General features: G+C 62.9%; 28 protein-coding genes and 9 pseudogenes. 23 read left to right on the top strand and 14 right to left on the bottom strand.

Features of this window, described 5'->3' with window-relative positions; translation table 11 throughout:
* The 5 genes from AC3WRI_RS23870 to AC3WRI_RS23850 all read right to left on the bottom strand — a co-directional run bounded on the left by AC3WRI_RS23870 (position 1) and on the right by AC3WRI_RS23850 (position 3,414).
* A complete protein-coding gene (locus AC3WRI_RS23870; RefSeq protein WP_010812016.1) occupies positions 1–783 on the bottom strand; it encodes a 3-hydroxybutyrate dehydrogenase in 783 nt (260 codons plus the stop codon).
* Positions 776–2,203: an NAD(P)/FAD-dependent oxidoreductase gene (locus AC3WRI_RS23865; protein ID WP_011615329.1), complete on the bottom strand. Its 1,428-nt coding sequence runs from the start codon at positions 2,201–2,203 to the stop codon at positions 776–778. The genes AC3WRI_RS23870 and AC3WRI_RS23865 overlap by 8 nt, the downstream gene beginning before the upstream one ends.
* A gap of 44 nt (positions 2,204–2,247) precedes the next feature.
* Entirely contained in the window at positions 2,248–2,757 is a 510-nt protein-coding gene (locus tag AC3WRI_RS23860; RefSeq protein ID WP_492294209.1) for a DoxX family protein, read from the bottom strand.
* A 94-nt stretch (positions 2,758–2,851) separates the two neighbouring features.
* Positions 2,852–3,280, bottom strand: coding sequence for a BufA1 family periplasmic bufferin-type metallophore (locus AC3WRI_RS23855; protein WP_231881408.1), 429 nt, complete (start codon positions 3,278–3,280; stop codon positions 2,852–2,854).
* Positions 3,277–3,414, bottom strand: coding sequence for a hypothetical protein (locus AC3WRI_RS23850; RefSeq protein ID WP_155737082.1), 138 nt, complete (start codon positions 3,412–3,414; stop codon positions 3,277–3,279). The genes AC3WRI_RS23855 and AC3WRI_RS23850 overlap by 4 nt, the downstream gene beginning before the upstream one ends.
* A 36-nt stretch (positions 3,415–3,450) precedes the next feature.
* Here AC3WRI_RS23850 and AC3WRI_RS23845 point away from each other — a divergent pair, with 36 nt between their 5' ends.
* Complete coding sequence (locus AC3WRI_RS23845) at positions 3,451–4,149, top strand: response regulator transcription factor (protein WP_011615332.1); 699 nt, start codon at positions 3,451–3,453, stop codon at positions 4,147–4,149.
* Between the two features lie 33 nt (positions 4,150–4,182).
* Complete coding sequence (locus AC3WRI_RS23840; protein ID WP_010812021.1) at positions 4,183–5,235, top strand: sensor histidine kinase; 1,053 nt, start codon at positions 4,183–4,185, stop codon at positions 5,233–5,235.
* Here AC3WRI_RS23840 and AC3WRI_RS23835 read toward each other — a convergent pair.
* Positions 5,210–6,016, bottom strand: coding sequence for an HvfC/BufC N-terminal domain-containing protein (locus AC3WRI_RS23835; RefSeq protein ID WP_010812022.1), 807 nt, complete (start codon positions 6,014–6,016; stop codon positions 5,210–5,212). The two genes, AC3WRI_RS23840 and AC3WRI_RS23835, sit on opposite strands and share 26 nt — an antisense overlap.
* Positions 6,000–6,860, bottom strand: coding sequence for an MNIO family bufferin maturase (bufB, locus tag AC3WRI_RS23830; RefSeq protein WP_010812023.1), 861 nt, complete (start codon positions 6,858–6,860; stop codon positions 6,000–6,002). The genes AC3WRI_RS23835 and bufB overlap by 17 nt, the downstream gene beginning before the upstream one ends.
* A gap of 298 nt (positions 6,861–7,158) precedes the next feature.
* Between bufB and AC3WRI_RS23825 the strand changes: the two genes are divergently transcribed.
* The 4 genes and pseudogenes from AC3WRI_RS23825 to AC3WRI_RS23810 all read left to right on the top strand — a co-directional run.
* Entirely contained in the window at positions 7,159–8,424 is a 1,266-nt protein-coding gene (locus AC3WRI_RS23825) for a PAS domain-containing protein (protein ID WP_492294208.1), read from the top strand.
* A 519-nt stretch (positions 8,425–8,943) separates the two neighbouring features.
* Positions 8,944–9,210 carry a DUF4148 domain-containing protein gene (locus AC3WRI_RS23820; protein WP_010812025.1) on the top strand — a complete coding sequence of 89 codons (267 nt, stop codon included), beginning with the start codon at positions 8,944–8,946 and terminating at the stop codon, positions 9,208–9,210.
* Between the two features lie 225 nt (positions 9,211–9,435).
* Positions 9,436–9,663 (top strand): hypothetical protein, encoded by a 228-nt coding sequence (locus tag AC3WRI_RS23815; RefSeq protein ID WP_010812026.1) that lies wholly within the window; start codon positions 9,436–9,438, stop codon positions 9,661–9,663.
* A 221-nt stretch (positions 9,664–9,884) separates the two neighbouring features.
* A pseudogene (locus AC3WRI_RS23810) lies at positions 9,885–10,216 on the top strand (ISKra4-like element ISBte1 family transposase); the annotation flags it as partial.
* A 266-nt stretch (positions 10,217–10,482) separates the two neighbouring features.
* On the opposite strand, the gene AC3WRI_RS23805 reads toward AC3WRI_RS23810, so the two are convergent.
* A complete protein-coding gene (locus AC3WRI_RS23805) occupies positions 10,483–11,094 on the bottom strand; it encodes a lecithin retinol acyltransferase family protein (RefSeq protein ID WP_492294206.1) in 612 nt (203 codons plus the stop codon).
* Positions 11,095–11,525: 431 nt separating this feature from the next.
* Between AC3WRI_RS23805 and AC3WRI_RS23800 the strand changes: the two are divergent.
* The 3 pseudogenes from AC3WRI_RS23800 to AC3WRI_RS23790 all read left to right on the top strand — a co-directional run.
* Positions 11,526–11,883, top strand: a pseudogene (locus tag AC3WRI_RS23800) (IS5/IS1182 family transposase); the annotation flags it as partial.
* Between the two features lie 14 nt (positions 11,884–11,897).
* A pseudogene (locus AC3WRI_RS23795) lies at positions 11,898–12,020 on the top strand (IS110 family transposase); the annotation flags it as partial.
* A 43-nt stretch (positions 12,021–12,063) separates the two neighbouring features.
* A pseudogene (locus AC3WRI_RS23790) lies at positions 12,064–12,234 on the top strand (calcium-binding protein); the annotation flags it as partial.
* A 223-nt stretch (positions 12,235–12,457) separates the two neighbouring features.
* On the opposite strand, the gene AC3WRI_RS23785 reads toward AC3WRI_RS23790, so the two are convergent.
* Complete coding sequence (locus AC3WRI_RS23785; RefSeq protein WP_492294205.1) at positions 12,458–13,918, bottom strand: PQQ-dependent sugar dehydrogenase; 1,461 nt, start codon at positions 13,916–13,918, stop codon at positions 12,458–12,460.
* 136 nt (positions 13,919–14,054) lie between these two features.
* Positions 14,055–14,241, bottom strand: a pseudogene (locus AC3WRI_RS23780) (MFS transporter); the annotation flags it as partial.
* Positions 14,242–14,374: 133 nt separating this feature from the next.
* Here AC3WRI_RS23780 and AC3WRI_RS23775 point away from each other — a divergent pair.
* The 4 genes and pseudogenes from AC3WRI_RS23775 to AC3WRI_RS23760 form a co-directional block, all read left to right on the top strand.
* Complete coding sequence (locus AC3WRI_RS23775; RefSeq protein WP_155737083.1) at positions 14,375–14,530, top strand: hypothetical protein; 156 nt, start codon at positions 14,375–14,377, stop codon at positions 14,528–14,530.
* Between the two features lie 200 nt (positions 14,531–14,730).
* Entirely contained in the window at positions 14,731–15,588 is an 858-nt protein-coding gene (locus AC3WRI_RS23770) for a GNAT family N-acetyltransferase (RefSeq protein ID WP_010812031.1), read from the top strand.
* 186 nt (positions 15,589–15,774) lie between these two features.
* Positions 15,775–16,837: pseudogene (locus tag AC3WRI_RS23765) on the top strand (DNA-binding protein).
* Positions 16,821–16,895: pseudogene (locus tag AC3WRI_RS23760) on the top strand (H-NS histone family protein); the annotation flags it as partial. The pseudogenes AC3WRI_RS23765 and AC3WRI_RS23760, both read left to right, overlap by 17 nt.
* Positions 16,896–17,387: 492 nt before the next feature.
* Here the strand turns inward: AC3WRI_RS23760 and AC3WRI_RS23755 are convergent.
* Positions 17,388–17,498: pseudogene (locus AC3WRI_RS23755) on the bottom strand (IS5/IS1182 family transposase); the annotation flags it as partial.
* On the opposite strand from AC3WRI_RS23755, the gene AC3WRI_RS23750 reads away from it, so the two are divergent.
* The 8 genes and pseudogenes from AC3WRI_RS23750 to AC3WRI_RS23715 all read left to right on the top strand — a co-directional run bounded on the left by AC3WRI_RS23750 (position 17,453) and on the right by AC3WRI_RS23715 (position 21,572).
* Positions 17,453–17,995 carry an enoyl-CoA hydratase/isomerase family protein gene (locus AC3WRI_RS23750; RefSeq protein WP_011615340.1) on the top strand — a complete coding sequence of 181 codons (543 nt, stop codon included), beginning with the start codon at positions 17,453–17,455 and terminating at the stop codon, positions 17,993–17,995. The pseudogene AC3WRI_RS23755 and the gene AC3WRI_RS23750 sit on opposite strands and share 46 nt — an antisense overlap.
* A gap of 81 nt (positions 17,996–18,076) precedes the next feature.
* Positions 18,077–18,340: a hypothetical protein gene (locus AC3WRI_RS23745; protein WP_174549471.1), complete on the top strand. Its 264-nt coding sequence runs from the start codon at positions 18,077–18,079 to the stop codon at positions 18,338–18,340.
* Positions 18,337–18,812: pseudogene (locus AC3WRI_RS23740) on the top strand (DoxX family protein). Before AC3WRI_RS23745 ends, AC3WRI_RS23740 begins: the two are co-directional and overlap by 4 nt.
* 55 nt (positions 18,813–18,867) lie before the next feature.
* The gene (locus tag AC3WRI_RS23735; RefSeq protein ID WP_011615343.1) at positions 18,868–19,092 is read left to right on the top strand and encodes a GDCCVxC domain-containing (seleno)protein; all 225 of its coding nucleotides are present in this window, start codon (positions 18,868–18,870) and stop codon (positions 19,090–19,092) included.
* 350 nt (positions 19,093–19,442) lie between these two features.
* The gene (locus AC3WRI_RS23730; RefSeq protein ID WP_011615345.1) at positions 19,443–19,991 is read left to right on the top strand and encodes a hypothetical protein; all 549 of its coding nucleotides are present in this window, start codon (positions 19,443–19,445) and stop codon (positions 19,989–19,991) included.
* An 18-nt stretch (positions 19,992–20,009) separates the two neighbouring features.
* Positions 20,010–20,648 carry a Crp/Fnr family transcriptional regulator gene (locus tag AC3WRI_RS23725; RefSeq protein WP_492294203.1) on the top strand — a complete coding sequence of 213 codons (639 nt, stop codon included), beginning with the start codon at positions 20,010–20,012 and terminating at the stop codon, positions 20,646–20,648.
* Between the two features lie 4 nt (positions 20,649–20,652).
* Positions 20,653–21,273, top strand: coding sequence for a group I truncated hemoglobin (locus AC3WRI_RS23720; RefSeq protein ID WP_492294201.1), 621 nt, complete (start codon positions 20,653–20,655; stop codon positions 21,271–21,273).
* Positions 21,274–21,425: 152 nt separating this feature from the next.
* On the top strand, positions 21,426–21,572 hold the full coding sequence (locus AC3WRI_RS23715; protein ID WP_081225809.1) for a DUF1330 domain-containing protein: 147 nt from the start codon (positions 21,426–21,428) through the stop codon (positions 21,570–21,572).
* 101 nt (positions 21,573–21,673) lie between these two features.
* Here AC3WRI_RS23715 and AC3WRI_RS23710 read toward each other — a convergent pair whose 3' ends face one another.
* From AC3WRI_RS23710 to AC3WRI_RS23700, 3 genes are all read right to left on the bottom strand, one after another.
* Positions 21,674–22,210, bottom strand: coding sequence for a dihydrofolate reductase family protein (locus AC3WRI_RS23710; protein WP_011615348.1), 537 nt, complete (start codon positions 22,208–22,210; stop codon positions 21,674–21,676).
* Positions 22,211–22,777: 567 nt separating this feature from the next.
* Positions 22,778–22,969: a hypothetical protein gene (locus AC3WRI_RS23705; protein WP_492294229.1), complete on the bottom strand. Its 192-nt coding sequence runs from the start codon at positions 22,967–22,969 to the stop codon at positions 22,778–22,780.
* Positions 22,970–23,023: 54 nt separating this feature from the next.
* The gene (locus tag AC3WRI_RS23700) at positions 23,024–23,488 is read right to left on the bottom strand and encodes a hypothetical protein (protein ID WP_492294199.1); all 465 of its coding nucleotides are present in this window, start codon (positions 23,486–23,488) and stop codon (positions 23,024–23,026) included.
* 435 nt (positions 23,489–23,923) lie between these two features.
* Here AC3WRI_RS23700 and AC3WRI_RS23695 point away from each other — a divergent pair, with 435 nt between their 5' ends.
* Both AC3WRI_RS23695 and AC3WRI_RS23690 read left to right on the top strand, forming a co-directional pair.
* A complete protein-coding gene (locus AC3WRI_RS23695; RefSeq protein ID WP_234788280.1) occupies positions 23,924–24,145 on the top strand; it encodes a hypothetical protein in 222 nt (73 codons plus the stop codon).
* Positions 24,146–24,462: 317 nt separating this feature from the next.
* On the top strand, positions 24,463–25,224 hold the full coding sequence (locus AC3WRI_RS23690; RefSeq protein ID WP_492294197.1) for a nucleotidyl transferase AbiEii/AbiGii toxin family protein: 762 nt from the start codon (positions 24,463–24,465) through the stop codon (positions 25,222–25,224).
* Positions 25,225–25,395 lie beyond the last annotated feature (171 nt).

Below are 25,395 nucleotides of genomic sequence, written 5' to 3'. Positions count from 1 at the left end.
TCAGTGCTGGGTCCAGCCACCATCCATTGCGAGCGCAGTGGCGGTCATCGAGGCTGAATTGTCCGAGGCCAAGAACAGGGCCAGGACAGCAAGTTCGTCAATCCGCACGAACTCCTTGCGCGCCTGGTGCACCAGCAGGACATCGCGCACGACGTCGGCGGGCGAGATCCGGTGCGCGCGCGCCTGGTCGGCGATCTGCTGTTCCACCAGCGGCGTCTTGACATAGCCGGGGCAGATCGTATTGCTGGTAATGCCAAACTCGGCCGCCTCCAGCGCCACAGCCTTGGACAGGCCGATCAGCCCGTGCTTGGCGGCGACATAGGGCGCCTTGAACGGCGAAGCCACCAGGCCATGGGCGGAGGCGATATTGATGATGCGGCCCCAGCGCCTGGCCTTCATGCCGGGCAGGACGGCCTTGATCAGGTGGAACGCAGAGGACAGGTTGATGGCAACGATGGCGTCCCACTTGTCGTCCGGCATCTCTTCGGTCGGGGCAACATGCTGGATGCCCGCGTTATTCACGATGACGTCAACCTTGCCGAACTCGGATGCAGCAAATTCGGCCATTTCGCGAACCTGGCAAGGTTGGCTCATATCCGCCGGCGAATAGCGCACGCGCACGCCATACTCGCCCTCCAGCCCTGCACGCGTGGCTTCAATTTGCTCGGCATCGCCGAAGCCGTTCAGCAGTACATCGGCGCCATGGGCGGCAAAGGCGCGCGCAATGCCAAGCCCGATACCGCTGCTGGAGCCGGTAACGATGGCTGATTTTCCTTCAAGCATGTTGATCTCCTGTTAGCGTGGGGGCGGCGGGGGTGGCGTAGGGCGTCCGCGGTATCCCGGAAAAGTCATGCGTTGCAATGCGGGTTGCCGATGCACCCGGCGCTTGTGGGCGGTGGGGTGGCAGCCCATCGGGTGGCGATTCGTCTGCCTCGCTGGTGCGTGTAAAGCGCAGGTGGGTGATGTCAGTCGGGAAGAACATGGACAACGTCCATTCCGCCCAGAGGCGCAGCTTGCGCCCGAGCGTCGGCATGCGCATCAGGTACAGCGCACGCCAGGCCAGCCAGGCCGGCAAGCCCGAGAAGCTGAAGCCATACACCTGGGCAACGCCCTTCATATGCCCGATGCTGGCCATCGCGCCCTTGCTCTGGTACGAAAACGGTTTGCTTTCACGCTGTTCCAGGTGGCCGGCGAGGTTATGGGCAAGCTGGCGCGCCTGAGCCACGGCGAACTGCGCGGTTGGCAGCGAATCCTCGTCGGTGGCGGCGTTGGCCACCCGTGCGCAATCGCCGATGGCCCACAGTCCGGGCATGCCGCGCACCGACATATCCGGGTTGGTCTCGATGCGTCCGCGCCGGGTGGCTAGTGCGAGATTGCGCTCCAGGGTGGCGACCAGCGGATTCGGCCTGGTGCCGACGGTGCAGACCACCGTTGCACCTTCGATCATTTCGCCGTCAGCCAGCACCACCGTGTCGGCTTCGAAGCGGAGGGCCCGGGTACCGAGCCTGAGCCGGATGCCGCGCGCGGCCATATGGCGTGCCGCGGCCATGCCAAGCGAGGCGGGCAACTCGGAAAGCAGTTGCCCGGTGTCATGGAGCAGCGTCACCGCCAGCTCTTCGCGCTGCACGCGCGGGTAGAAGCGCCGGATGCTGCAAAGATAATCGGCGAGTTCCCCGGCAACCTCCACGCCCGAAAAGCCCCCGCCCACCACGATGAAATGGCCCAGCCGGCGGCGCAGGACCGGGTCCGACTCCAGTTCCATGCGGGCCAGCTGGCGCAACACGCGGTTGCGGATAAACAGGGCGTCACCCACAAGCTTCAGGGGCAGGGCGTGCTCGGCCATGCCTGGCACCAGGTCGAGATTCGCTCGAGTGCCGAAGGCAAACACCAGGTGGTCGAAGGGAATCTCGCGCAGGCCCGCCAGGGTCGTGCAGGACAGCTTGCCCTGGGCGTAGTTGACGTCCTGCACGGTGCCCATGATGAACTGGGTGCGCCTGAGCATCTGGCGGATCGGCACGATCACGTGTTCAGGGAAGACCGAGGCACCCACCACCTCGGCCAGCATCGGGTTGAAGGTGGTGTAGCTTTCGTCGCTGACGAGGATCAGCCGGTGAGTCGTCGGCAGCAGCTTCTCCAGCGCCTGGGCCAGCGTGGTGCCGGCGAATCCACCACCGATGATGACGATGTTGTTCTCTGCAAGCATGACGGTTCCTTTTGCCCCTGGCATGGCGCCCTGGGGCTTTCGAGCTAGTGGCTGCCCTTGCCGCGCAGCAGGAAGCGGTCGATCAGGTGGTCCAGCGACAGCCGGCCGGGGCCGTGCAGCATCGTGACCAGCAGCAGGAGTCCCCAGTACTGGTGGTCCTTCAGGCCGACTTCGCCCAATCCCGGATACGAGATCACCGCGACGATGTTGAAGACGAACAAGGCCAGCGCGGCTGCCCGCGTACCGAGCCCGAGCACGAGCAGCACCGGCAGGCACAGCTCCGCTGCGGTACCAAGATAGGCGGCCAGGATCGGGTTCAAAAGCGGCACGGCGTATTCGCTTTCGAAGAGCGCAAGCGTGGTGGACCAGCTGGCGAGCTTGGTCAGCCCGGACTGGAAGAACACCAGGCCGATCAGTACGCGAATGCCGAGATCGAGCACAGGAGCCAGCATTTCCAGCAGGCGGATCGCCGCCTGCCCGGCTCTGATGAGGCGCGAAGGCTTTGCGTCGGCCACATCCAGCGGCGTGGACGACAGGGGGGTCGTGCATTTCATTTGGGCTACCTCGCGAAGCGGTCAGGGAGTTGGGGACGCCGGTCAGCCGTGACGCGGCACGTGTCACGGCGTTTCGCTGCAGGCTCGGGACCGCTCAGGCCGGGTGGGCCGCCTTGGCGGCCGGGCTGAGTTCGCCGCTCTTGCCACCTGGCTTGGCAAACTGGGACGTCTGCAGCCGGCCTCCGGCGATCTTTTCGCAAGTGCCCGCGGGAACCAGGATCCAGGCTTCCGCGTCGCGGTCCATTTTGGCCGTGGCGGCACAGGAACTCTTGCTGGTGCCACAGTCGTTCTTGCCGGCCTTGGCAATGCCCGCGCATTTTTCATTGCTGCCTGCCGCTGCCATGGCCTGAGAGGTAGCGCCGGCAATGCCAAGCGCCAGCATGCCTGCAATAGCGCCGCGGATAATTTGATCACTGTTCATGATGCGCACTCCGTATTTGCTTGGGTTCAGGACAGGAGAAATCCCTGTCTCTGGACTGCAGTATGGAAAGCCGAACTCACGCTTGTTTCGCTCAATTTTCAAATTTTCTTCACGGCGCCTGGGTGCTGGCGGGCCCCAATCTTGGCCACGCCGGCGGAGGGCTTTCCATCCTTGAAATGCGTTCTAGAATGGTTCAGTGGCTCCCACGCCGCAATCCAGGCGGCAAGGAAGGTCATGCCGGTATCCCGCAGGTTTCAAGATGAGGTAAAGCCATGTCGCGCCAGGTTCTGGTGATCGAGGACGACGCAGATATCGCCGAACTGGTACGGCTGCAGGTGAGCGGGCTGTCTTGCGACGTGAAGGTGATCAACCACGGCAGGGCGGGACTGGAAGAGGCGCTGAGTCGTCCCTATGACCTGGTCATCCTGGACCTGATGCTGCCGGGCGCCGACGGGCTGGAAATCTGTCGGCGCCTGCGCGCGGAACCGCGCTATACCCCCATCCTCATGCTCACGGCGCGCTCGACTGAACTGGACCGGGTGCTGGGACTGGAGATGGGCGCCGACGACTACCTGACCAAGCCGTTCAGCGTCCTTGAGCTGACCGCGCGGGTCAAGGCGATCTTCCGGCTGGTCGACACCCTGGCCAACCCGCCATCCGATGGTCCCAGGACGGTGCAGGTCAAGGCCCTGCACATCGATATCGACAAGCGTGAAGTGAGCGTGCGCGGCACGCCGATCTGCCTCACCGCCAAGGAATTCCAGCTGCTGCTCTACTTTGCCAGCAATCCGGGGCGCGTCTTCAGCCGCGCCCAGTTGCTGGACCAGGTCTGGGGCTATAGCCACAGTGGCTACGAGCACACGGTAAGTTCGCATATCAACCGGCTGCGCGCCAAGATCGAACTCGACCCCAACGAGCCGGAGTACATCCAGACCGTCTGGGGCGTGGGCTACAAGTTCTGCAATACGTAATAGGGCGCAATAGGGGAAGGGAAAGGGGATTCCATGATCCGCACCCTTTACGGCAGGCTGGCGGTGGTGCTGATGGCGGTGTTCATTACCATCGGCGCCCTGATGATCCTGGCCTCCCAGAAGATGATCGAGACGCAGCGCCTGATCGAACTGGCGACCGACCTCATTATCGGTACGGTGGCCTTCAGCCTGGTGGCGGCGCTGATCGTGTTTCGGCTGTTGACGGTACGGCTGCGCGTGCTGTCGGAGGCCATCGAGGCATTCCGGGCTGGCGGTTTTTCCACGCCGGTGCGACTGGCGCGAGACGGCCGTGCGGACGACGAGATCCAGAAGCTCAGCACGGCGTTCGAGGAGATGTCCGAGCGGATTGTCACGCAGCTCGCCCAGCTGTCACAGGTGGACCAGCAACGGCGCGAGCTGCTTGCCAATGTCTCCCACGACCTGCGTACGCCGCTCGCATCGATGCAGGGTTACCTGGAAATGCTGCTGCTGAAAGCCGAAGAGATGACGCCCGAGGACCGCAATCGCTACCTGCAGGTGGCGACCAGGCATTGCGAACGGCTCGGCAAGCTGGTGCAGGACCTGTTTGACCTGACCAAGCTCGAAGCGCGGGAGGTCCAGCCGCGGCTGGAGAGCTTCCCGTTGTCGGAACTGGCGCAGGACGTGGTCCAGAAGTTCGCCCTGGCGGCAAACAAGCGCGGGCTGGCCCTGCTGGCGACGTCAGGTCCCGGTTGTCCGCCGGTGAGCGCCGATATCGGCATGATCGAGCGGGTGCTGGAGAACCTGATCGAGAACGCCATGCGCTATACGCCTGCCGGCGGAGAAATCAGCGTCGACGTCCAGGCCGCCGGGGAGCGCGTCGAACTGACCGTGCGCGATACCGGCCAGGGCATAGACACGAGCCAGGTGCAGGGTGTGTTCGACCGTTACTACCGAGTGGAGCGTACGGAGTCTGACAATGGCAGCAACGTCGGTCTCGGGCTGGCCATCAGCCGGCGCATCGTGCAGTTGCACGGCGGCGAGATCCGTGTGCGCAGCGCGCTCGGCAAGGGCACTGCCTTTACGATCGACCTGGCGCGGGGATAAGGCCGGCGGCGCAGGCGTCGAAATCAGTGATCGTCGCGTCTAGGATGCGGCGCTGGATAAAGTCGGCCAGTGCGAAGCCGGGCGCTGCCTGCAGCGCCCGCTGATACGCCGGCTCGAGCGCGGCACCGCCATCCAGTGCGTCGAGCATGGCGTATTCGCCGACATTCAGGGACTGCACTTCGACCACAAAGCCGCTGCGCCTGACCAGCAGCCAGTCGCCACCGCTGTCGGCGTCGATCTCGATAGCGTCCGCATGATCTGGCTGGTTCGCCTGCCAGATATGCAGCACCGGAAATGGGGACGCGAGTAAGCGGCAGGCCGGGTTCAGCTTCAGGCGCAGGCATGCGGCATCAGCCTCGGCGAGCGCGCCCAGGCGCTTCAGCGCGAGCGGCTCGGCGTCTGCCGCATGGAAAACCTCATGCGTCAGCCATTCGAGCCTTGCCACATCGGGCAGGTAGCGCACGCCCGCAGCCGGTCCGAATTGCGCGAGGAAGTCCGGAAAGCTCTTGCCGAAGCGCTGGATGTCGCCGCTGGTGGATGGGCAGGCCCGGATATACCGGCCCGCCGTGGCATCGAAGAACGGCTCGCCCACCAGGCGCTCGATCACGGGGAATACGGCGCGCAGCGCCTCGCACAAGTTGTGGCGCACGTTGCCGGCGTAAATGCCGAGGCTCCGCTGCGCGTCCATGGCGCCGCCGACGATGTGGTCGAACAGTGCAGCCGGGTCCTGCTCGAGCACCGCCCGGGCAAAACGACACTGGATCTCATGCAATGAAGGCATCGTCGGTCTCCAGCATCTGGTCTGCCCTGCGGGCTTCGTCGAGCAGTACCTCGAGCGGGGGAATGTCGGTATCCCACTCGATCAGGGTCGGAACCGGGCCAAAGCGGGCGAGCGCATGCCGATAGAGTCTCCATACCGGCTCTGCCACGCGCTGGCCGTGGGTGTCGATCAGCATGCCGCCGCTGTGGTCAAAGCCAGCCAGGTGGATCTCCTTCACCGCGCCCACGGGGATCGCATCGATATAGCCCGATGCATCGGTGTCGTGGTTGACCGCGTTGACGTAGATGTTATTGACGTCAAGGAGGATGCCGCAACCGGTTCGCGCCACCAGCGCGGCGATGAACTCGGGCTCGGCAATCGTCGAGTGGCTGAACCGGAGATAGCTGGTGATGTTCTCCACCAACAACTGCTGTTGCAGGTAGTCCTGTACTTCCTGCACGTGTTCGCACACGACGGCGAGCGATTCCTCCGTGTAGGGCAGCGGCAGCAGGTCGTTGAGGTAGCGGTCTCCAATGCGGCCCCAGCTCAGATGTTCGGATACCAGCCCTGGCTGGAAGCGCCGGAGCAGGGCAGCCAGCCGCTGCAGGTGCGCGCGATCCGGCCGGTCCGTAGCGCCCAGGCACAGGCCGACGCCGTGCAGGCTCAGCGGGTGGGCGGCCCGCACCTGTGCAAGGTAGTGCAGGGGCTGACCTCCATCACCGAAGTAGTTTTCACTATGGACTTCGAACCACCCTGTCGCGGGCGTTTCCGCCAGGACCTGGCGATAGTGTGGGGCGCGCAAGCCGATCCCGGCCCGGGGCGGGATGGCGGCTCCCATATTGGGGTGGAGGCTGGTGGATAGCATCGGAAGTCCTGTCGGTGGCGGTTTCCTTCAGCCCCACTCTGGCCGACAAAGATCACGAAACTCTCACGCGGCCTTCAATTAAGTCCTCCGATCAGCGCTATGGGCAGGGTGCGGGCGTGATTCCGCGGTACTGGTTGGTGACGGGATCGTGGGCTATGTTAGGAAGGGCTCGCGCCGGCGTGTCACGCGAGGGTGGTGCGGACGTGGCATGCCTCCACAGAACCGCGCAAGCTGTAAAGCAAAAGGCACCTGTTGTGATGCGCGTCTGTAGCGACGGGGGCGGAACAGAAAGAGAATCATGATGGGCCTGAGAGCAAAGCTGCTGCTGCCGCCGGCATTGATCAGCCTGCTGCTGATTGCCTACCTCCTGCTCGGCTGGGTGCCCGGCGCGGGCCCGCCCGGCACGCGCACGGGCATCGCACTGGTGGCGGCGGCCGGGCTGGCGTTGCTGCTTGGCGTGCTCGCCCTTGCTATTCACGCCTTCTGGGGACGTCCGCTTAGCGCGCTGCTGCGCAGTTGCGCCGCATCCCAGGTATCACGCAACGATGGCGCCGGCCGCGGCAAGCCCCCTGATGAATTCGAGCAGATTCGCCAGGTCGTCACGGACTTGCGCGCGTGCGTCGAGTCGTCGCAAAGCACATTGGCGTTGTCGATGGAACAGCGCCGACAGCAGGAAATCGCGCTGCGTTCCAGCGAAGAACGCTATACCCTGGCCATGCGCAGCGCCGATGACGGCCAGTGGGAATGGAATTTCCAGACCAACGAATTCCACCTGTCGCAACGCTGGAAGGCCATGCTCGGCTTTGAAGAAGACGAACTGCCGGATAGCCTGCAGGCCTGGAAAGAACGGGTACATCCCGCCGACCTGCTCGCGGTCGAGCAGGCGATGGCACGCCACCTCGAGGGTGCCAGCCCGCGCTATCAGCAGCAGTGCCGCTTGCTGCACAAGGACGGGTACTACCGGTGGGTCAATTCGCTGGGCAGCGCCATTCGCCATGCCAACGGCAAGGCATTGCGGCTGGTCGGCCTGGATACCGATGTGACCCGTATCAGGCGCGTCGAAGAGATTCTCAAGCACATCGTCGAGGGCACCTCCGGCACCTGTGGCGACGAATTTTTCCGCGCACTGGTCCGCCACTTCGCTGGCGCACTGGACGTCCCCTGCGCCTTCGTTACGGAATGTACCGGGTGGCCGCCACGGCGTGTCCACACGCTGGCCTTCTGGTTCAAGGATGACTTTCGCGACAACGTCGAGTACGACCTGGCCGGCACGCCTTGCGAGGCGGTTTTCGACCATGGCTTGCCGGTGTTCTACCCGGAGGGGATTGGCAAGTTGTTTCCGCGAGAGCAGGGCTTCGAATCCTATTACGGCTTGCCCATCCAGGACAGTCAGGGCAAGGTGATCGGGCACATGGCCTTCCTCAACATTCGAAAGATGAAGGAGGAAGAAGTCCTGATGGACTACGTGTACCGCATCTTTACCGCGCGTGCCGCCGCCGAGATAGAGCGCAAAGCCGTCCTTGAACACCTGACCCGGGCACAGGCAGCGCCCGGTGCCGGATAACGCAGCGACGGGCGGCGCGGGAACGCCGCTTGTCGGCCACGCCATGTGTCGCCGCCTGACGCGTCATGGTCCGATGCGCGGCGCCAGCAGATCAGACACCCCCCCGATGTAGCGTTTCCACGCACGCGATCGAGCATGGCAATGCCCACATAAGGAATCTCGAATCCGTCCTTGCCACCGTCCCGCTCTTACGTCGCATGACAGCGTAACCGGTTTGCTGCTTGACCAGTTGCTCGATGGGGTGGCTTTAACCATCAGAGCGTGACGCGGCTAGCTTCATCGCTTCTGCATGGATAGCCGATAGAGGGGACAAATAGGCGCTCAATGGTGCGCCGTGACGGAAATTTGATCTTTAACGGATAAAGGCGTGAGTTCCGTTGCGCACACTACATACCAAGGACAGACAATCAGTCTGTCCGAGTTTAAACCCGTCGCGGACCGTCATGAAAATGTCGAAGTGCGCTTGCGCCGGCCCGGCTCAACCCCTCTTAATGCCTAGGAAACAGGACCTGGACCAACATGAAACCCATCACGATCTCTTCCCTCGCCGCTGCCCTGCTCTTCTCGACGCTCGCTGTCGCGGCACATGCCGCCAACGCCAGCGGTGCGGCCCTTCCCCTGACGCGCGCCGAAGTGCGTGCCGACCTTGAAGCCTGGACACGCGCAGGCCTGGCCGAGTACTGGCACGGCGATAGCGGCCCCGATGTCAACAGCGCGGAATATCAACGGCGATTTGCCGTCTATGAAAGCCTGCGGGCGGCCCAGAGAGAGGCCGCCGCACGCTGATCCGGCAAGAATGACGAGTGCCCACAGCAACTGCGCCACCCGGGGCGATGCCGTTCAGATAACCACTGTCGTTCCCGCGAAGGCAGGAACCCAGTGACTTTAAAAAGACGCTGGATTCCCGCCTGCGCGGGAATGTCATCCCGAATCGTCTACTCAACTGCTTAAGCTACAGTGCGCAAATCATATTGAATGGAACCATGTAACCGCCTGAAAAGGAGGTGGAAAATGCTAAAGAAAGTCTTATTGCTCGTTGCGGCGAGTGCCGCGCTCGGTGTCGGGGTTGCTGATGCCGGCATCGGGATGCGCGATGTCTATACCGATGGCGCTGTGATGGGGCCGCGAGACCCCTATACCAATGGTGGCAGAGCAACCACCGATAGACGGGATGTGTTTACGGATGGCGCGAGAATCACCAACCGCGATGGGTACATCGAAGAGGGCTCACAAAAGTAAGGGCTTGAAGAAGTACCCCAAGTGATGGGCGCGCCCTCTATGCGTCCATTTGCGAGTCGCCCGCCCCCGGAGGATACCCTTGCGGGGGTGTTTCTTTTTTGAAGGCCACAGTGCATCGGGTACAGTAAGGCGCGCTTGACGACGCCGTCGCGCACATGGCCAGTGTAGCTGCTACTGATGCCTGTTGAGGCTGCGCGCAGACGACACCAGATCGATGCTACTGGGATCTCGACGCTGAGGCCATTCCCGAGGAGGCCAAGCTCCTCGGCAAGCTCGAGGAGTTCATCGTCTATCTGGATAACAGCCGGCACTTCATCGTGAACTGCGGTGACCGCTTCCGCCACGGGGAGCACGTTGCATCGGGTTTCGTCGAATCGGCCGTCAACCAGGTGATCAGCAAGCGATTCGTCAAACGGCAACAGATGGCCTGGCGACTGCAGCACGCGCACGCACTGCTACAGATCCGGACGGCCGTGCTCAATGACCAGCCCCGCATTCTGAACGATGGTATCCCTCCATCGCCGATGAAAACGACCACCGCTTTGCCGCTTAATCAGCCCCGGTTTGGCGCGGTCTCAAGCCGAGGCGGCGGCGCTCGCCGATCGGCTCGTGGTCGCCGAGCAGGCGCAGCGCCGAACCGCCTGTGACTTGGACGCCGATCTTAGCCTCGGCAACAAGGCCTGAATGGGCCCGGGGCGTCAGTCGCGACGACGCCATGAACGACCGGCGGGTCGGCGACATTGGGGCAGCGTATCGCAACGGTCCTACATTTTTATGAATCAACGGCTTAGTCGAATAGGCCACCGGAAAGGTCATGCTCTAGGGAGAGCGATCATTGAAGCCGGCTGCAAGCAGCGCATGGGCTGGCCGGCTGTTCCACCAAACTGACAGCAGGGAGCTCAGCACGCGGAGTATGCGCATGGGGTGGATGGCGCATTGGCGGACCTGCTCGCTGCGGGCTTCGCCATACAGGCACCAGGTACAGAAGTGTTCGCAGTTGTTGCTCAGCAGGCGATAGCGGTTCTCGCCCAAGCGCGAGCGTGCCCGCCTGACCACTTGGTCGCTGGTAAAACGCGGCAGCGACTCGGTTCTTACCTCGATGCCATGGCCGGCGCCGAAGTGTTCCAGGCTCAGCTCTTCCACCGGCCCGGTGTGCAGCCCACGGCAAAGGCCCGCATAGTGCAGCACGCGGCCGTTGCCCACATATATGCCGTGGTGGCTGTAGCCGCGACGCTGCGTGACCAAGTGTGCGCCAAGCGGCGGCTCGCCTGCCGCTTTGCACTGCGCGACCGGCGCCTGCCAGCCTGCCTCGCTACCCTTCATAGCTTGCTCGCCGTCGCCTCGCGCGGCAAGTACCTGCGTGGCAGCGTCGGCGATGCACTGCGCGAGCATGGTTGCATTGGCACCGCGGCTGATCTGTTCTCTCTTCATGATTCATACCCCGACATCAGATTTGGATGGACAGTAGGGGTAGCTGTCTCTGTGCTGCAGTATGAGAAACAGGGCTCACGCTTGCGTCGCACAAACCTCAAATTTTCTTCACGATGCCCACGGACGGCGGCAACCGCGGCGTGGGCGACTCTAGCGGTTTCGGCGCAGCGGTACTTGCGGGCGGCAAGGGAAACGCTTTCCATCCAGCCAATGCGCGGGGATCAGGCGGCGAGCGTGAACCGTTCCGCTGCCGACGAGCAGTTTCCTCGCGAGAGGTGGCCTTGCCCCTTGCGTGGCTGTGTTGCAGTAAGCCTTCGGTAGAATGGCCCGGGAGAGATTCCACTCGGGGCAACACTCAAGCCCTCTCTCTCCATCTTTCAGATAGCGCCACAGGGCGATCGCCAAACGGCGCGCGAGGGTCACTATGCCGACAGGGATCGCAGGTTTGGATCGAGCGCGCCTGGCGCCTCGACCGCCTGCCGCCCAAAGACAAGAACAAGCTGTACGCGCTGCATGCGCCGGAGGTTGAATGCATCGGCAAGTCTGCCTGACGATCACCGCCAGGCAGGGATGGATCGTGGGGCGCGCGCAGCTTCCCCGGCAACCCGTATGGCGGTCATCGCTCTATGCAGAACAACGCCGTTGGCTCAAACGTCGCCAGGCTGTTGAGCCTCATCGGCCATACAACCACGGCATGCGCAGGTGCTGGCTGAAGGGCAAATCGGCGACGCGCTGCGCCCAGTGCTCTGTGCGGTGGGATTCAATATCCGCTGGCTGCTGCGTGCCATTACCCGTGGTGGAATTCCGACGCGATGTGGATCGCCGACCTGCTGGCGCATGGCCTGATCCGCGCCAGCTTCGTGCCGCCCGCAGCGACACAGGAATTGCGCGACCTCACGCGCACGCGCAAACAGCTCGTGCACGAGATCGCCCAGCCCGCTTCGCTCCGGCGAACGAGTCTCCGTCACTGGGCTCGCTCATGACCAGCTGTGCCGCGTCTCCATCTTTGTTCAAATGCAGCACAACCAGCGCGAGATCGTCGTGTCCCTTGCCCAACTCGTCCCGGTTCGCGCCGGCCAGAGTACGCGACTTGCTGTCTCAGACTGGCACTACCGGTGCGACCAAGGTTACAACTTCTGAGCTTCTCACTGTCGCCGGCTGCGTCCTCCGACTGAGTTCCCCCGAACAATACAGGCTCGATGGCCGGGAAGGGCTCGTTCGGCCCACTTTCAAGATCAATCGCACCCCGCAAAGCCTTGCCTGTTAAGGGCTGGCGGGAGATTTCCAGTTTTCGGGGGACGGGCAAAAATAGCCTTCTACATCCAGGTTGGCTGCGCCTGACATTAGTCCAGTGCGTCAGGCCCTAGGGCGCGCCGCGCTCGACGATGCGATATACCCTGCCGCTCGTGCCGGACGCAAGGGTATCGGCCAGCACGTAGAGTTCGCCCTGCGCATCTGCGCCGAACGAGAACACGCTGCCCGGGATGGCAACGCCCCAGTCCAGTTGCTCGGCCGCCGCGTCCCGGTAGGCAAAGCTGCGCAGCCAGCCGCTGCACAGGTCCGAATAGAGGTAGCGTCCGCGCAGTGCCGGCATGGCGCTGCCGCGGTAGACGTAGCCGCCCACCACCGCGCATCCGCCAGCGGCGTCGTGGCCGTATTCCAGCAGGGGCAGGACAAAGCCCTGTGGGCTGCATGGCACGGACGCCAAGCACAACGAGCCTTCGGTCAGGTTCCAGCCGTAGTTCAGGCCGGCGCTGGCCAATGGCGCCACATCGATTTCCTCGCGCTGGTTCTGTCCCACATCGGCAATATAGAGACTGGCTTCGGCGGGATCGAAGGCAAAGCGCCAGGGATTGCGCAGGCCCATGGCCCAGATCTCGCCGCGCAGGCCGGCCTGGGCGGCGAAGGGATTGTCGGGCGGGATGGCATACGGCTGGCTGCCGGCGCGGCTGACATCGATCCGCAGCAGCTTGCCCAGCAGGGAGCCGGTGTCCTGCGCGTGTCCGGACGGATCGCCTGCGCCGCCGCCGTCCCCGATGCCAAGGTAGAGCATCCCGTCGGGGCCGAAGGCCAGCAGCCCGCCGTTGTGGTTGTTGAAGTTCGGATGCGCGATGCTCAGCACGATGGTCCCGGCCGTGTCCGCCACGTTGGGATTTGCCGCGGACACCTGGTAGCGGGCGATCGTGATATCGCCTGCGGTGTCGGTGTAATAGACGTAGAAGCGACCGTTGGCGGCATATGCCGGATCGAACGCCAGCGAGAGCAAGCCGCGCTCGCCGTCCGTCGTGGTCAGGTTCGAGATATCCAGGAACGGCGTCGCCAGCAGCACACCGTTCTGCACGATGCGTATGCGCCCGGCGCGCTCGGCCACGAACAGCCGCGTGTCATTGGCCGGCGCGGTCAGGAAGACTGGCCCAGCCAGCCCGGAAGCCACCTCCCGCAGCGCGAGGCTGAAGGACTGGGCGGCCGTATAGGTCACCGTGGCTGTCGCGGTTGTGCTGCCTACGGCCACCTGCTGGGTGCTGGGCTGCGGAGTCAGCGTCGTGCTGGCGGTCAGCACTGCTGCAGCCTTCACCGTGTAAGCCCCGCTTGCCAGATTGGTCAGCGTGGCGGATGCGCCCAGGCGCTGGCGGAAGCCGCCAGCGCCGGTCACGGTCACATCGCCGCTCGTGCCGGCGGGCAATCCCAAGATCACCACCGAGAGCGCGCCGCGTGACGACCCGCCGCTAGTGATGACAACGTCCACGCTGCCGCCACAGGCTGCCAGGATGAATCCAGCCAGGAGCAGGATGATGCTGCGGATGACGTTTCGCGCGTGTATCATCGATCCAGTCTCGCAGATTGGCCTCGGGGACTAGCGCCGTGCGCACCGGTGCGCCGCCGCTGAAAGGTCACCCTTAAAAGCCTAGCGAGCCGAAGCCGACGTGCCAAGGCATGGCACCACCCCGCATCTCAGGAATCTAGGTCGCCGCCAGCGCCGGCGGCCGCCGGCGCGAGGCCGCGGCGAATGCGATTTGTGCCAGCCCGGCGGCCACGTCCAGCCCGACGCCGGCCTGCCAGGCCACCATATAGGAGCCGAGCGCGTCATATCATATACCAGCCCGCCGCCGAAGGCGTCGGCGAGCTGCCGATCTGGTGGCTGAAGAAGGGAGAGTAATGGGTGCCATTCGGCCCCAAATCGGGTTCAAACCACTCCCACTCTCCCGAATTGTGAAAGTCGGATGTCAAACAAGCGCTGACGCTCCGCTCAGCGGCTATTGATCAGCGATTCCCGCAGGCCATGAGCGATGCCCCGCGCTTGCGGATCGCGCATGGGCCGATGGTCAACGTCGAGTCGCACTTGCCGGCGGACGTGATCGCCACTCTGCGCGAACGGCGCCACAACCTCGTGGTCGCCCGGCGACTGGCGACACTTTCGCAATTTCCGAGTTCATGACCGCTATCCACACGTGCTAAGTTCGACACCGGGCCATGCTATCGAAGGCTTACAGCGAAGACGCCCCGGTTTGTCAATTCGCCTTATGGCGAATTGAAATTGCCAGTTCGGTTTCTAAGCTGTGAAGTCCATGCGTAACGCATTGATTTTGTGGAATATGGTTTTCGGTTGCCTGGGCCCTTGAAAAAAAGAGAACCTTGATGACGCTGCAACTCAGATCAGGAAAGCCGGAAGACGCCGCGCGATGCGGCGCCATCTGTTTCAGCGCCTTCGCGGCGATTGCCCAGGCACATGCCTTCCCGCCGGATTTTCCCTCGCCCGATGTAGCGGTTGGCCTGATGGCCGACTTGTTCTCGCGCGAGGATGTCTTCTCGGTCGTAGCCGAAATCGACGGCGACGTCATCGGCAGCAATTTTCTGTGGGAAGGTGGGCCAATCGTCGGCATTGGCCCCATCACCATCGACCCCTCGGTTCAAGACAGGAAAGTTGGACACGCCCTGATGGAGCACGTACTGCAGCGCGGCCGCAGCAGGAATGCCGCCGGCATTCGACTCGTCCAGGCGGCATATCACAATCGCTCGTTGTCGCTTTACGCCCGTCTTGGCTTCGAAGCGCGGGAACCGCTTTCAGTACTGCAGGGCAGCGCAGTGAATGCAAAAGTCCCTGGCTACCCAGTACGGGCGGCTGTACCATCAGACCTCGACGCCTGCAACCGCCTCTGCCTGCAGGTTCACGGACATGAGCGCGCAGGCGAACTGCGCGATGCAATCGACCAGGGAACGGCGAGTGTGGCTGCACACGACGGACGCATTGTGGCCTATGCGACCGCCATCGGATTCTTCGGGCACGCCGTCGCTGAAAACAACACGGGCATGAAAGCGCTGATCGGCGCCGCCCCCGCCTTTGCCGGCCCCGGATTCCTTCTGCCCACGCGCAATGGGGAGTTGCTGCGCTGGTGCCTGGAACGCGGGCTGCGCATTGTGCAGCCGATGACCTTGATGAGCATCGGGCTATACCAGCAGCCGGAAGGTTCGTTCCTGCCGTCGGTCTTGTATTAAGGCGAGAACGCCTACCGCCGCAGCAGCCAAACCAAAAGCCTGATCACACCTCCGGCCACTACAGGCCACTTCGGGGGGCGCTTTCAACTTGCCGATAGCGAGACAAGGCAGTGGCACGCAGGTGCACCGCACAAAAAGGAGACCGCTTTGGCGCGGTCTCCGACCGACGCCGCGCTGCAAACCGACCTGGCTGAGCTGCGCAGCCGCTTTCCCGAGACCCGCGCGCTCTACCGCGAGGTCTGCGGCCTGCTGTTCTTCCGCTACGGCGTCACGCCCACCGCCAACAAGCTCTACAGCCTGGTGCGCAAGGGCAGCATGGGCACGCCGGCCGAGGTGCTGCAGGCGTTCTGGCAGGAGCTGCGCGGCCGCACGCGCGTCACCATCGACCATCCCGACTTGCCGGAGGCGTTGAAGGACATCGCGGCCGGGGCGGTCCAGACCATCTGGCAGGCGGCCGACGAGGCCGCCACCGGCGAGCTGGCCACGCTGCGCGCAGAGGCGCGCGCCGCCGCCAGCGCTGCTGAAGCCGAGCGCCAACCCATCGAGGAGGGTCAGGGGACGCTGGCCGCGGAGCGGCAGGCGCACGCGGCGACCCAAGCTCGGCTGGAAGCGGGGCGGGCGGAACTGGAGGCCGGGGGCGGCAACTGGCGGAACTGCGTACCCAATTCTCGACCGAGCTGGAGCGTGCCCGCGAGGCGGTGACCCTTGCCCAGGAGCGGGTCCGAAGCCAGCGAGCGACGGGCCTTGCGCGAACTGGACGCGGAGCGTACCGCGCGCCAGCAGAGCGAGCGCACGGCCGAAGCACTGCGCGGCGAGCTGGTGGCGGCGCGCAGCGAGGCGCGCGACGCGGCGGTGGCACAGGCCGAAGTCCGGGCCCGGCTCGAGGCCCAGGCCGCGGCGCTCGCCGATCGGCTCGCGGCCGCCGAGCAGTCGCAGCGCAAAGCGGCGAACGACCTGGACGCGGTGCAGGCGGAGCTGGGCGCGGCGCAGCGCCGCGCGGAGCGCGCTGAGGCCGAAGCGGCGCTGGCGCGGCAGCTGCTGGCAAAATTGCGGGGGGCGCCTCTGGGGCGGGGCGAGGGTGGTGGCGGACGGCGGCGCAAGGCCGGCGGCCCGGCGCCGAACGACGAGGCGGTGCCAAGCGAAACACGGGACGAACAGCAAGACGACAAGCAGGGCGCGCCAGCGGCCGCCTCCAAGCCGGATGACGGCAGCGGACAGCAGTGACGACAGCGATGACAGCAAAAACTGAGCGGGCGGCGGCGATCCGCTGGATCCAGGCGGAGATGGCCGACTACGGGCTGACCATGGGGTACCGGTGCTGAAAATTTCAGCCAAATCGGAGGCTTGCCGAGGGATGTGGCGGATTTTTAGATACCGGACACCCATCCCCAACCGAAGCCACTGAAAGGAGCCCTCGTTGTCGAGGATTGCTACGCATCGATCTTCTTCATAATTTTTGCAGAAAACTTTGCGCTTGAGGATTACATGCAAGCCCAACGTAAAGTGAATCAACGATGGACGAGTTCAGATTTTTATATATGCTGCGTCATTCCAATCTAAAAGAATTTAAGATCGGAATAGCAAGAGATGTTTGGCATCGCTCTTTGCGTGTCGGCAGCCTATAGATCACGAGTCATCCATTATTTACAGGAGGACTTCGCGCTCCTGTCGCGCAGCAGAAAAGGGTCCTGCACGAACTGCTATATAAACATCGCTAAAACCGTTGCCAGGATCGGGTGGTACAGAGTGGTTTCACATCAGGACGTGGGATCACGCGCGGAAATTGATAAGAGACCGTTTCAAAATGACTGCTCCGTACGCCTGAAGATGTTCCAGCAGACAAGGGACCAACCGAGTTTGAGGAATGCTTCGTGAATGTCGGCCCTACGCTCAAAGCGAATGCGAAGCCGGAAGACCTCGACCTGATGCGCGAGCAGATCGCCGCCGTCAATGCCCGTCCCGACGTGCTGGTGCTGCGCATCGAGACTCGGGGCCTGCATTCTGCAGCGGCTTCAATATCGGAAAGGTCGGCAGTAGCGACGCCGGCGAGCGCTTCGAAGCGCTGGCCAACGCGCTGGAAGCGGCGCGGCCCGTCACCATCGCTTTGATCCAGGGCGGCCTGTACGGCGGCGCTACCGATCTCGCGCTAGCCTGCGATTTCCGGCTTGGCGCGCATGGCGTCGACATGTTCATGCCGGCGGCGCGGCTGGGGCTGCTGTTCTACCGCGGCGGGCTGGAGCGCTACGTGTCTCGGCTCGGCCTGGCCACCGCCAAACGCGTACTGCTGGCCGTCGATAAGCTCGATGCCGCGCAGATGCTGGCATGCGGCTTCCTTGACCGCGTGGCCGGCGACCCGGATGCGCTGCAGACGCAGGCCGCTGAGTTGAGCGAAAGCTGGCCGGCATAACGCCGCTGGCCCTGCTCGGGATGAAGAAGCACCTGAACTGCTGATGGGGGAGGACTGGGAATGACATCATTGGATATGAACTTGGACAACTACTTCGCCAGGATGCAGCGCGGACAGGTGCCGCCACCCCCCATCTGCTCGTTGCTTGGTGGAAGAATCGGTGCGGTCGACCTGAAAGCGGGAACGCTGGAATCCGCCTACCACGCCACGCCGGCCTTCCTGAACCCGGCAGGCCAGGTCCAGCGCGGCATGCTGGGAGCGATGCTGGATGACGTGACCGCCATGCTGGTGACAGCTAGCCGGACCCAGATCTCTGACTTACCCATTCTGGATCTCTCGCCATGACACACGCCACGCCCCCTCCCCACACCCCCCTCACGATAGTCGCGCACGCGCAACGCGTGGTGGATTGGCTCGATCGCATGCCATACACAATCCTGGCCATTCCGTTGCGGCTCGCGGTTGCCACCGTCTTCTGGAATTCAGCCATGGCCAAGCTGGCGAACTGGGCAACGGCGGTGGAACTGTTCCGGGGGGAATACCGGCTGCCGCTACTGCCGCCCGAACTGGCCGCTACCTGGCGGTATCCGTTGAGCTGACAACGCCAGTACTGCTGGTGCTCGGCCTGGCAGCCCGCCCCGTGGCGCTGATACTGCTTGGCATGATCACGGTGATCCAGCTGTTCGTCTATCCGCTGGCATGGCCCACGCATATCCAGTGGGCGGCGATGCTGCTGGTACTGCTGGCACGGGGGGGCGGGGCGCTCTCGGTTGACTGGCTGATTCACCGGCGTCTCATGGACGCTTCGGAGCACTGAGCCATGTGGACGGGAAGCGCGGGCGATCTGTCTGATCTTCAACGACGATAGCGCGATGCACGACGTCATCCTCGAATCAGTCGTGACCTGTCCACATTGCGGGTGGGCGCAGCGGGAGACCATGCCTATGGATGCGTGCGTGTTCTTCTATGAGTGTCGGCATTGCAGAGTGCTGCTGAAACCCAAGTCGGGAGACTGCTGCGTGTTCTGCTCATTTGGCTCGGTCCGATGTCCGCAGGTGCAGCAAGGACAGTGTTGTGAGCGGTCGCGATTTGAGTGATGTCTTATACCGCCTTGACGCATGGCCCGCCATTGCCCGCGAAGGCCGCCGAATATCTCCAGCAGCGGGAGGCCGTCAACCGCTTTCGCGAGGAGGCATATTCTGGCCTTTCTTCCACGCAATTCGTGTACTGGCGTGGAAGCGAGCCGCTTGAAGGTCGCCAATTCCGTTGGGGTTGGAGAATGTCGAATGTCCGGTAGATTGAGCGAAGCCGACGGGTGGGTGTCCGTCTTTTTGACTTCGCGCGACCACCGCTCGGTCAAACGGCGTGTCACCGCGTATGATTTCAGTCATAGAGCGAGCCGGATACCGGCACTAGACTGTGAGCATACTTTCGATTGAAGTGATCCATGAAACGCCATTCAGCCACTGTAATCGCGGCATCGACCGCCATCCTGCTTGGTGCCGCTGCGCTGTCGTCGTCCGCCATCGCCGAAGTCACGGCGCGCCAGAAGGACGTTGGGCAACACGGCGCGGAGGTGATGCCGTTCACCCTTGCGGCTACGACCCACATCTTTACGAAGACGGCGGACGGTGGGAACCAACAGGTCGTCACAAAGCATCACGACCCGAAGCAGGTTACGCTGATCCGCGGGCATCTGACCGCGATCGCTCGGCAGTTCTCGGCGGGTGACTTCGAGGCGCCGGAGCAGATCCACGGCAACAGTATGCCGGGCCTAGCCGCGCTGCGTGCAGCACAGCCGGGAGAACTGAAGATCCACTATCGCGACTTGCCCGATGGAGGCGAAATCGAATTTCACACGGACGAGCCTCGCCTCGTCGCCGCGCTGCACGTCTGGTTCGATGCCCAATTGTCCGATCATGGCCACGACGCGATGGCAGGGCACGCCCCTGGCATGATGCATCATCGTCCGGCGAACGCCTCGACAGCGGAATAAGCCGCGCATACGACCAGGATGCCAGTCGACGATTTGCCAGATTCGTCCCCCGCTCCGGCGGTGGCGGCCCTGCCGGCGTGGCCTGCCGCGCTGCGCGAATCGGCTCGCTTGCGCCGGTACGATCCTGACACGTACGTATTCAATCGCGGACAGCGGGTCGAGTCGATCTACCAGGTGCAGACAGGGCAGGTGCTATTGCGACGTGACGGAGCGGACGGCGAACCCCTCACGCTGCAGACTGCAGGCCCCGGCGATTTCGTGGCCGAAGCAAGCCTCTTCAGCTCCCACTACCACTGCGACGCATTTTGCGGGAGAGCGAGCGAATTGTTTGCCTTTCCTGCGAGGACGTTGCTCGCGTGTCTGCAGGGCGATCCATCGTTCGCGGTGGAAGGGGTACGGCTCCTGTCGCGGCAACTCATGCGCAGCCGTGCACGCGAGGAACGCCTGACGCTACGCTCGCCGCGCGACCGCATCCTGCATTGTCTGCAGCTCGAGCACGATGCTTACGGACGGTTCACACCGCCCGGAACGCTCATGCAATGGGCGGGCACGCTTGGGATCGCGCATGAAACCTTGTATCGCGCGCTGGCACAGATGGAACAGGAGGGCCTGATTGTGCGCGACGGGATCCAAATTGTCCTCTCCGAGATTCAATGAAAAAATGCCGCACGATCACGTCGGCCGCAATGCCGCTGATCGTCGCGTGAGGAGTTGGGTGTACCGCACGGCGTGCGATCCCGCACAGACCGACCAGCTCGTTTGCACTAGATTTCCCTTCAAAGGGCTTGTTGGCCCGGAACTACTGGAGGAGGAAATGAGACTCTTCTCGAGAGCATTACTCGTTATCTCGTTCGCACTTTGCGCTTGCTTTGGCCCGGCAGTATTGGCGCAACAGGTCGGCGCACAGGCATCACTTTATGATCGATTAGGGGGGCTGAAGGGGATCACGATCGTGGTCGACGACTTTATCGACAGGCTCGTCACGAATAAGACACTAAACAGGAATCCTGCCATCAACGCCGGCCGAAAGAGTTCTCCGCCACCCTATCTTAAGTTCCAGGTTGCACAATTGGTCTGTGAGGCAAGCGGGGGACCATGCAAGTACACCGGAAAGCCGATGAAGGAGTCGCATGCTCATCTGAACATCAGCGAGCGAGAGTGGGACGTGATGGCCGAGGAGTTCAAGAAGTCCCTGAACAAGTTCAAGGTTCCGGCTGCTGAGCAAAAGGAATTGTTTGATATTGTCGGCAAGACGAAGGCGGATATCGTCGTCAGGAAATGAGCCTTGACACGCAGGACATTGGGCGTGCGGAGGTCGGAAGGCCGCTGGGCGGTTATGCCCAGTGGCATGGCCATCCCTCGACTTCAAGGCAGCGCCGCCTGCAATCATGCAATGACAATGGGCCGTTGGACTACCGCGGAAAGGAGCGCACCATGTCTGCATACCTGATTGCCGATGTCGATATCAGAGACCCGGCCCTTTTTGAAGAGTTCAAACGAGAAGTCCCGGCTACTGAGGCGCGCTACGGTGGAAGATATTTAGGCCGCGGTGGTCGAACCAAGGTTCTCGAAGGCGACTAGCAGCCGCATCGGCTCGTCATTGTCGAGTTCCCGGACAAGGATTCCCAGGAGCGACCCGTCGCCTTCGTAGTTCAGGTCTTGATTCGCACCTGACGCTCAAATCAGCGCAGCACGCGATAGGTCGACTGCACCAAGCCGGACGGAAACAGCCGGCTCGACTCGAGCGCCAGACTCACGTCCCGCGGCAGGGCTCCGAACAATGATCTTCCTGCCCCGATCAACACCGGCACAGTAGTGACGACCAGGTCGGCGATCAATCCCTCGCGCAGGAATGACTGGACCAACTGGCCGCCATCGACGTATACCCTGCGCATGCCTGCGGCCTCCAGTTGCGACATCGTCTCCGTGGGCGTGCAATCCGAGAAACGCACCTTTCCCTGTAGCCCCTCTGGCACTGGCGTGCCGGCCAGCTTTCGGGACAGCACCAGCACTGGCCTGTCGTAAGCCCATTCGCCCATCGTGAGGACCTTTTCATAGCAGCCCCGGCCCATGACGATCGCGTCCTTGTCGGCGATGAAGGCCGGATAGCCATGGTCTTCGGCCGGGTCATCCCGCTCCAGAAGCCAGCCGATGTCGCCATCGGGCCGGGCGATAAAGCCGTCGAGGCTGGTGGCAATGAAGACGTGTCCTGTGATCATTGTTAGTCCTCAAGAAGTGCTCGGCGTGAATGATGGCACCGTGTGCCAGAAGAACCTGTGGCATGCGGTCAACAGAACAACCGTTCGCTCCTCGGCGCCAAATTTCTCTTGAAAGAGAGGATCGGTCGGACGCCAAAAGAAATCGTCCGATTCCAGACCGCGCGCATGGGTTGCGAAGCCGACTGAGTGCGCTAGCGTCGACGTACTGGAGCCTGCTGCGCCCGTGATCAGGATATGCATTGCGAGCGTTGAGAGTGCGAATAGAACAGCGAAGTCTACCAAGCCGACGAACGGGCGAACAGCAGCTCGCAGATCTGCCTCTTAGCGACCCTTCTGAGACGTCCGAGCGCTTCGAGCCGAGTGGCCGGTTCACCGAAAGGCGGTCATCCGAGACAAGAGAAGGAGAGAGGGCCATACCGACCCTTCCTACTCCGTCGGGATACCAGCTGGGGGATTTGGACTGCCTACGTCGCGACAAAACCCCCAGGCAAGCGCCTGTCCGACAGCGTCACCGCCATGGCGCATCGTTTGCCCGAGAGCAGGGAGGCCATCAGCCACTGCGCGAAGTCATTGAACTGCTCGCTCTTGTTGGTCGCGGCATGAATACCTGCCGGCCGTCCTTCGTGCCTGCACATAAAGGTTCGCGCCGTAAAACCCAACGAACTCGTCACCGTAGACCCCTTCGAAGGTGAGGGCGACTCGCTCTAGCGCCTCGACCAGCCGCTCAGGCGTCACCGGCCCGGCAATCTTGACTCTCATATCCGCGTTTCCTAGATCATGGCATCCGTGTGCGGCAATATGGTACCCGCCCACTCAAGCAGATAGCGAGATATCTGAAGAATCACGTTGGATCTCATAGCTGATCGTGACACCTGCCTCGAACACGCGCGGATCGAACATCGGCGCCACCCGGGGCAGCAGCGGCTTGGGTTCGAGCAGCTGAAAGTATTCGAGACAGAAGTCGACATCCCAAGTCGCTAGCCACTGGAATAGGGCGCGCGCCGCGAGCACATTGTGGGGCTGCTGCAGCGCCGCCCAGCTACCGGCTTGCAGCCACGGGCGCCATTGCGAGGCAGCTTCGCCGGCGTCCGGCGTCTCGTTGATGTCACGAAACCACTCGGGCGCGGCGAAGCCAGCCGCCCCCACGGCCTCACGTGCGGCGGCCAGGCTGCTGCGCTTTCTGGCCCCAACAAGGCCGGCCGCCAAGGTGTCGAACCGGACGCTGAACGCCAGCGTTTGCTCGTAGCCGCCGCGCGGAGCGCCGGGGCTTAGCGCCACCTGGGCGGCCAGGGGCGTCGGTGGCGCTTCCGGGTCGGCCTGCCCCGGCGCTGCGCCAAGATTTCTGCCGCCTCCTCCCAGGAGATTCCTCGGGCGACCAGCTGCTCTCGCAACCGTTCGCGGCCGAATGCGCCGAATCGCTATCATGCCGAGATCACTCTATGGTGAGGGAATCCCAAAATCCAGCGATCCGAGCCGAAGCGCACTAGCGCCCGCTCATAGGGCGACGGCCCCGACCAGCCTCGGGCCTACGCTGGGCGTGGGCGGCTCCGCGAGGCAAGGACCAATCGCGATCGAACGCCTCGGCCATCTCCAGGCTGCGCGCGAGCTGGCGCAGCCGCTCGGCCAATCTGCGCGCCGAGGTGCCTCGGGTCGGCGGCGATGGTCCGTAGGGTGTCGGCGGCGACATCGAACAACAGGCCGTAGATCACGGCCTTGTTGTATCTGATCGCTCCGGGGAGTGCGGTGGGGATCGTCTTTCAGGCATTACGCCATGTCGGACCTGTGCGTGCCGCCGACGTTGCACAGATTGCGGCCCATCGCCTGTCGGCCAGCGACAAGAAGACTCTCGCATCCACAGCGTACCAAGCGCCGGCCTGGATGCGCCCGACGCTGACCTCGATCGCCAACACGGCGTCGGTTGAAATCGATGGATAAGGTTGCCCGACTTCCCGCAGAAGATCGGGCGGCCCTATTTGGTGAGAGCGGCGCCAACCGAGGGATCGCGAATACGATCATCGAAAAAGACTTTTGGGTCTGCTGGACCTTGAAGCGCCTCTTTGGCCTAAGGGAAGGGGAGGCCGCCACGCTTGTCTTCAAGGGCGGCACGCCCTTTCCAAAGCGTTCGGCGCCATCCGCCGCTTTTCTGAAGATATCGAACCTTCGACCGGGCCGACCTTGGCTATACGGGGGGTCGGGATCCCGAGCAGGGCGGAATTAGCAGGAAGAAAGCGAATCAGCTCATCGAAGATCTTGTGGGCGATGTCGAGCGGCACATCGCCGAGAACCTCCTTCCGGCCCTTCGCGCCGCGATTGCACAGCAACTTGGCGAGCCGACCAAAGGCGAGTGGTCGCTTGAGATCGACTCCAACGATGCCCAGACGGTGAACTTCCACTATCCGACGGCATTGCCCGAAACCGAATATATGGGCATGACGTACATCACTCCGCGGGTGAAGCTCGAGTTGGGAGCGCGCGGCGATCCCTGGCCTACAGAGGAAAAGATTATTCGCCCTTACGCGGCTGAAGACTATCCCGACTTCTTCGAAGACCCCGACTGCACCGTGACCGTCCTGTCAGCGCAGCGTACCTTTTGGGAAAAGGCCACGGCCTTACATGCGGAAGCACACCGTCCGGCCGAATCGCCAACACCTCAGTATTTCTCTCGGCATTACTACGACCTGGCCATGCTTCTCGGCACCAACGAAGGGCAAGCTGCCGCCACTAACTTCGGCTTTCTGGCACAAGTGGCGAAGCACAAGGCCATCTTCTTCCGATCGGCCTGGTCCAGTTACGGTACCGCGCGGCCGGGGACGCTGCGTCTGATGCCGAACGAAGCACGGGTCAAAGACCTGCGAATGGATTACAGGGAGATGGCGCCCATGATGTTCGATGAAGAGCCGGTCGCCTTCGACGATATCTTGCCAAGATCAAAAAGCTCGAAACAGCCATCAATAGCTAGCACAAGAGGACACGAGCAGTCCGTCGCGACTAGCGATTGGCCTACGCGAAACTGATATTTTTGTTATGCGTCATAATAATTTAACATAATATACATTACGCGCGTATCGAGTGTCAGGGCCAAATAGAATTGTCGTACCTGGGCCAATTAGGCCTCCAGCCAAGATACGGGAATCCGCTATCATAAGCCTTTTGGTTATATAGATTTGCGATGTTATTTCCAGTGG

This window comes from Cupriavidus sp. FW305-27, assembly GCF_058787995.1.
Note: the sequence above shows the minus strand (reverse complement) of the source record. Positions and strands in the feature narration are given on the sequence as shown.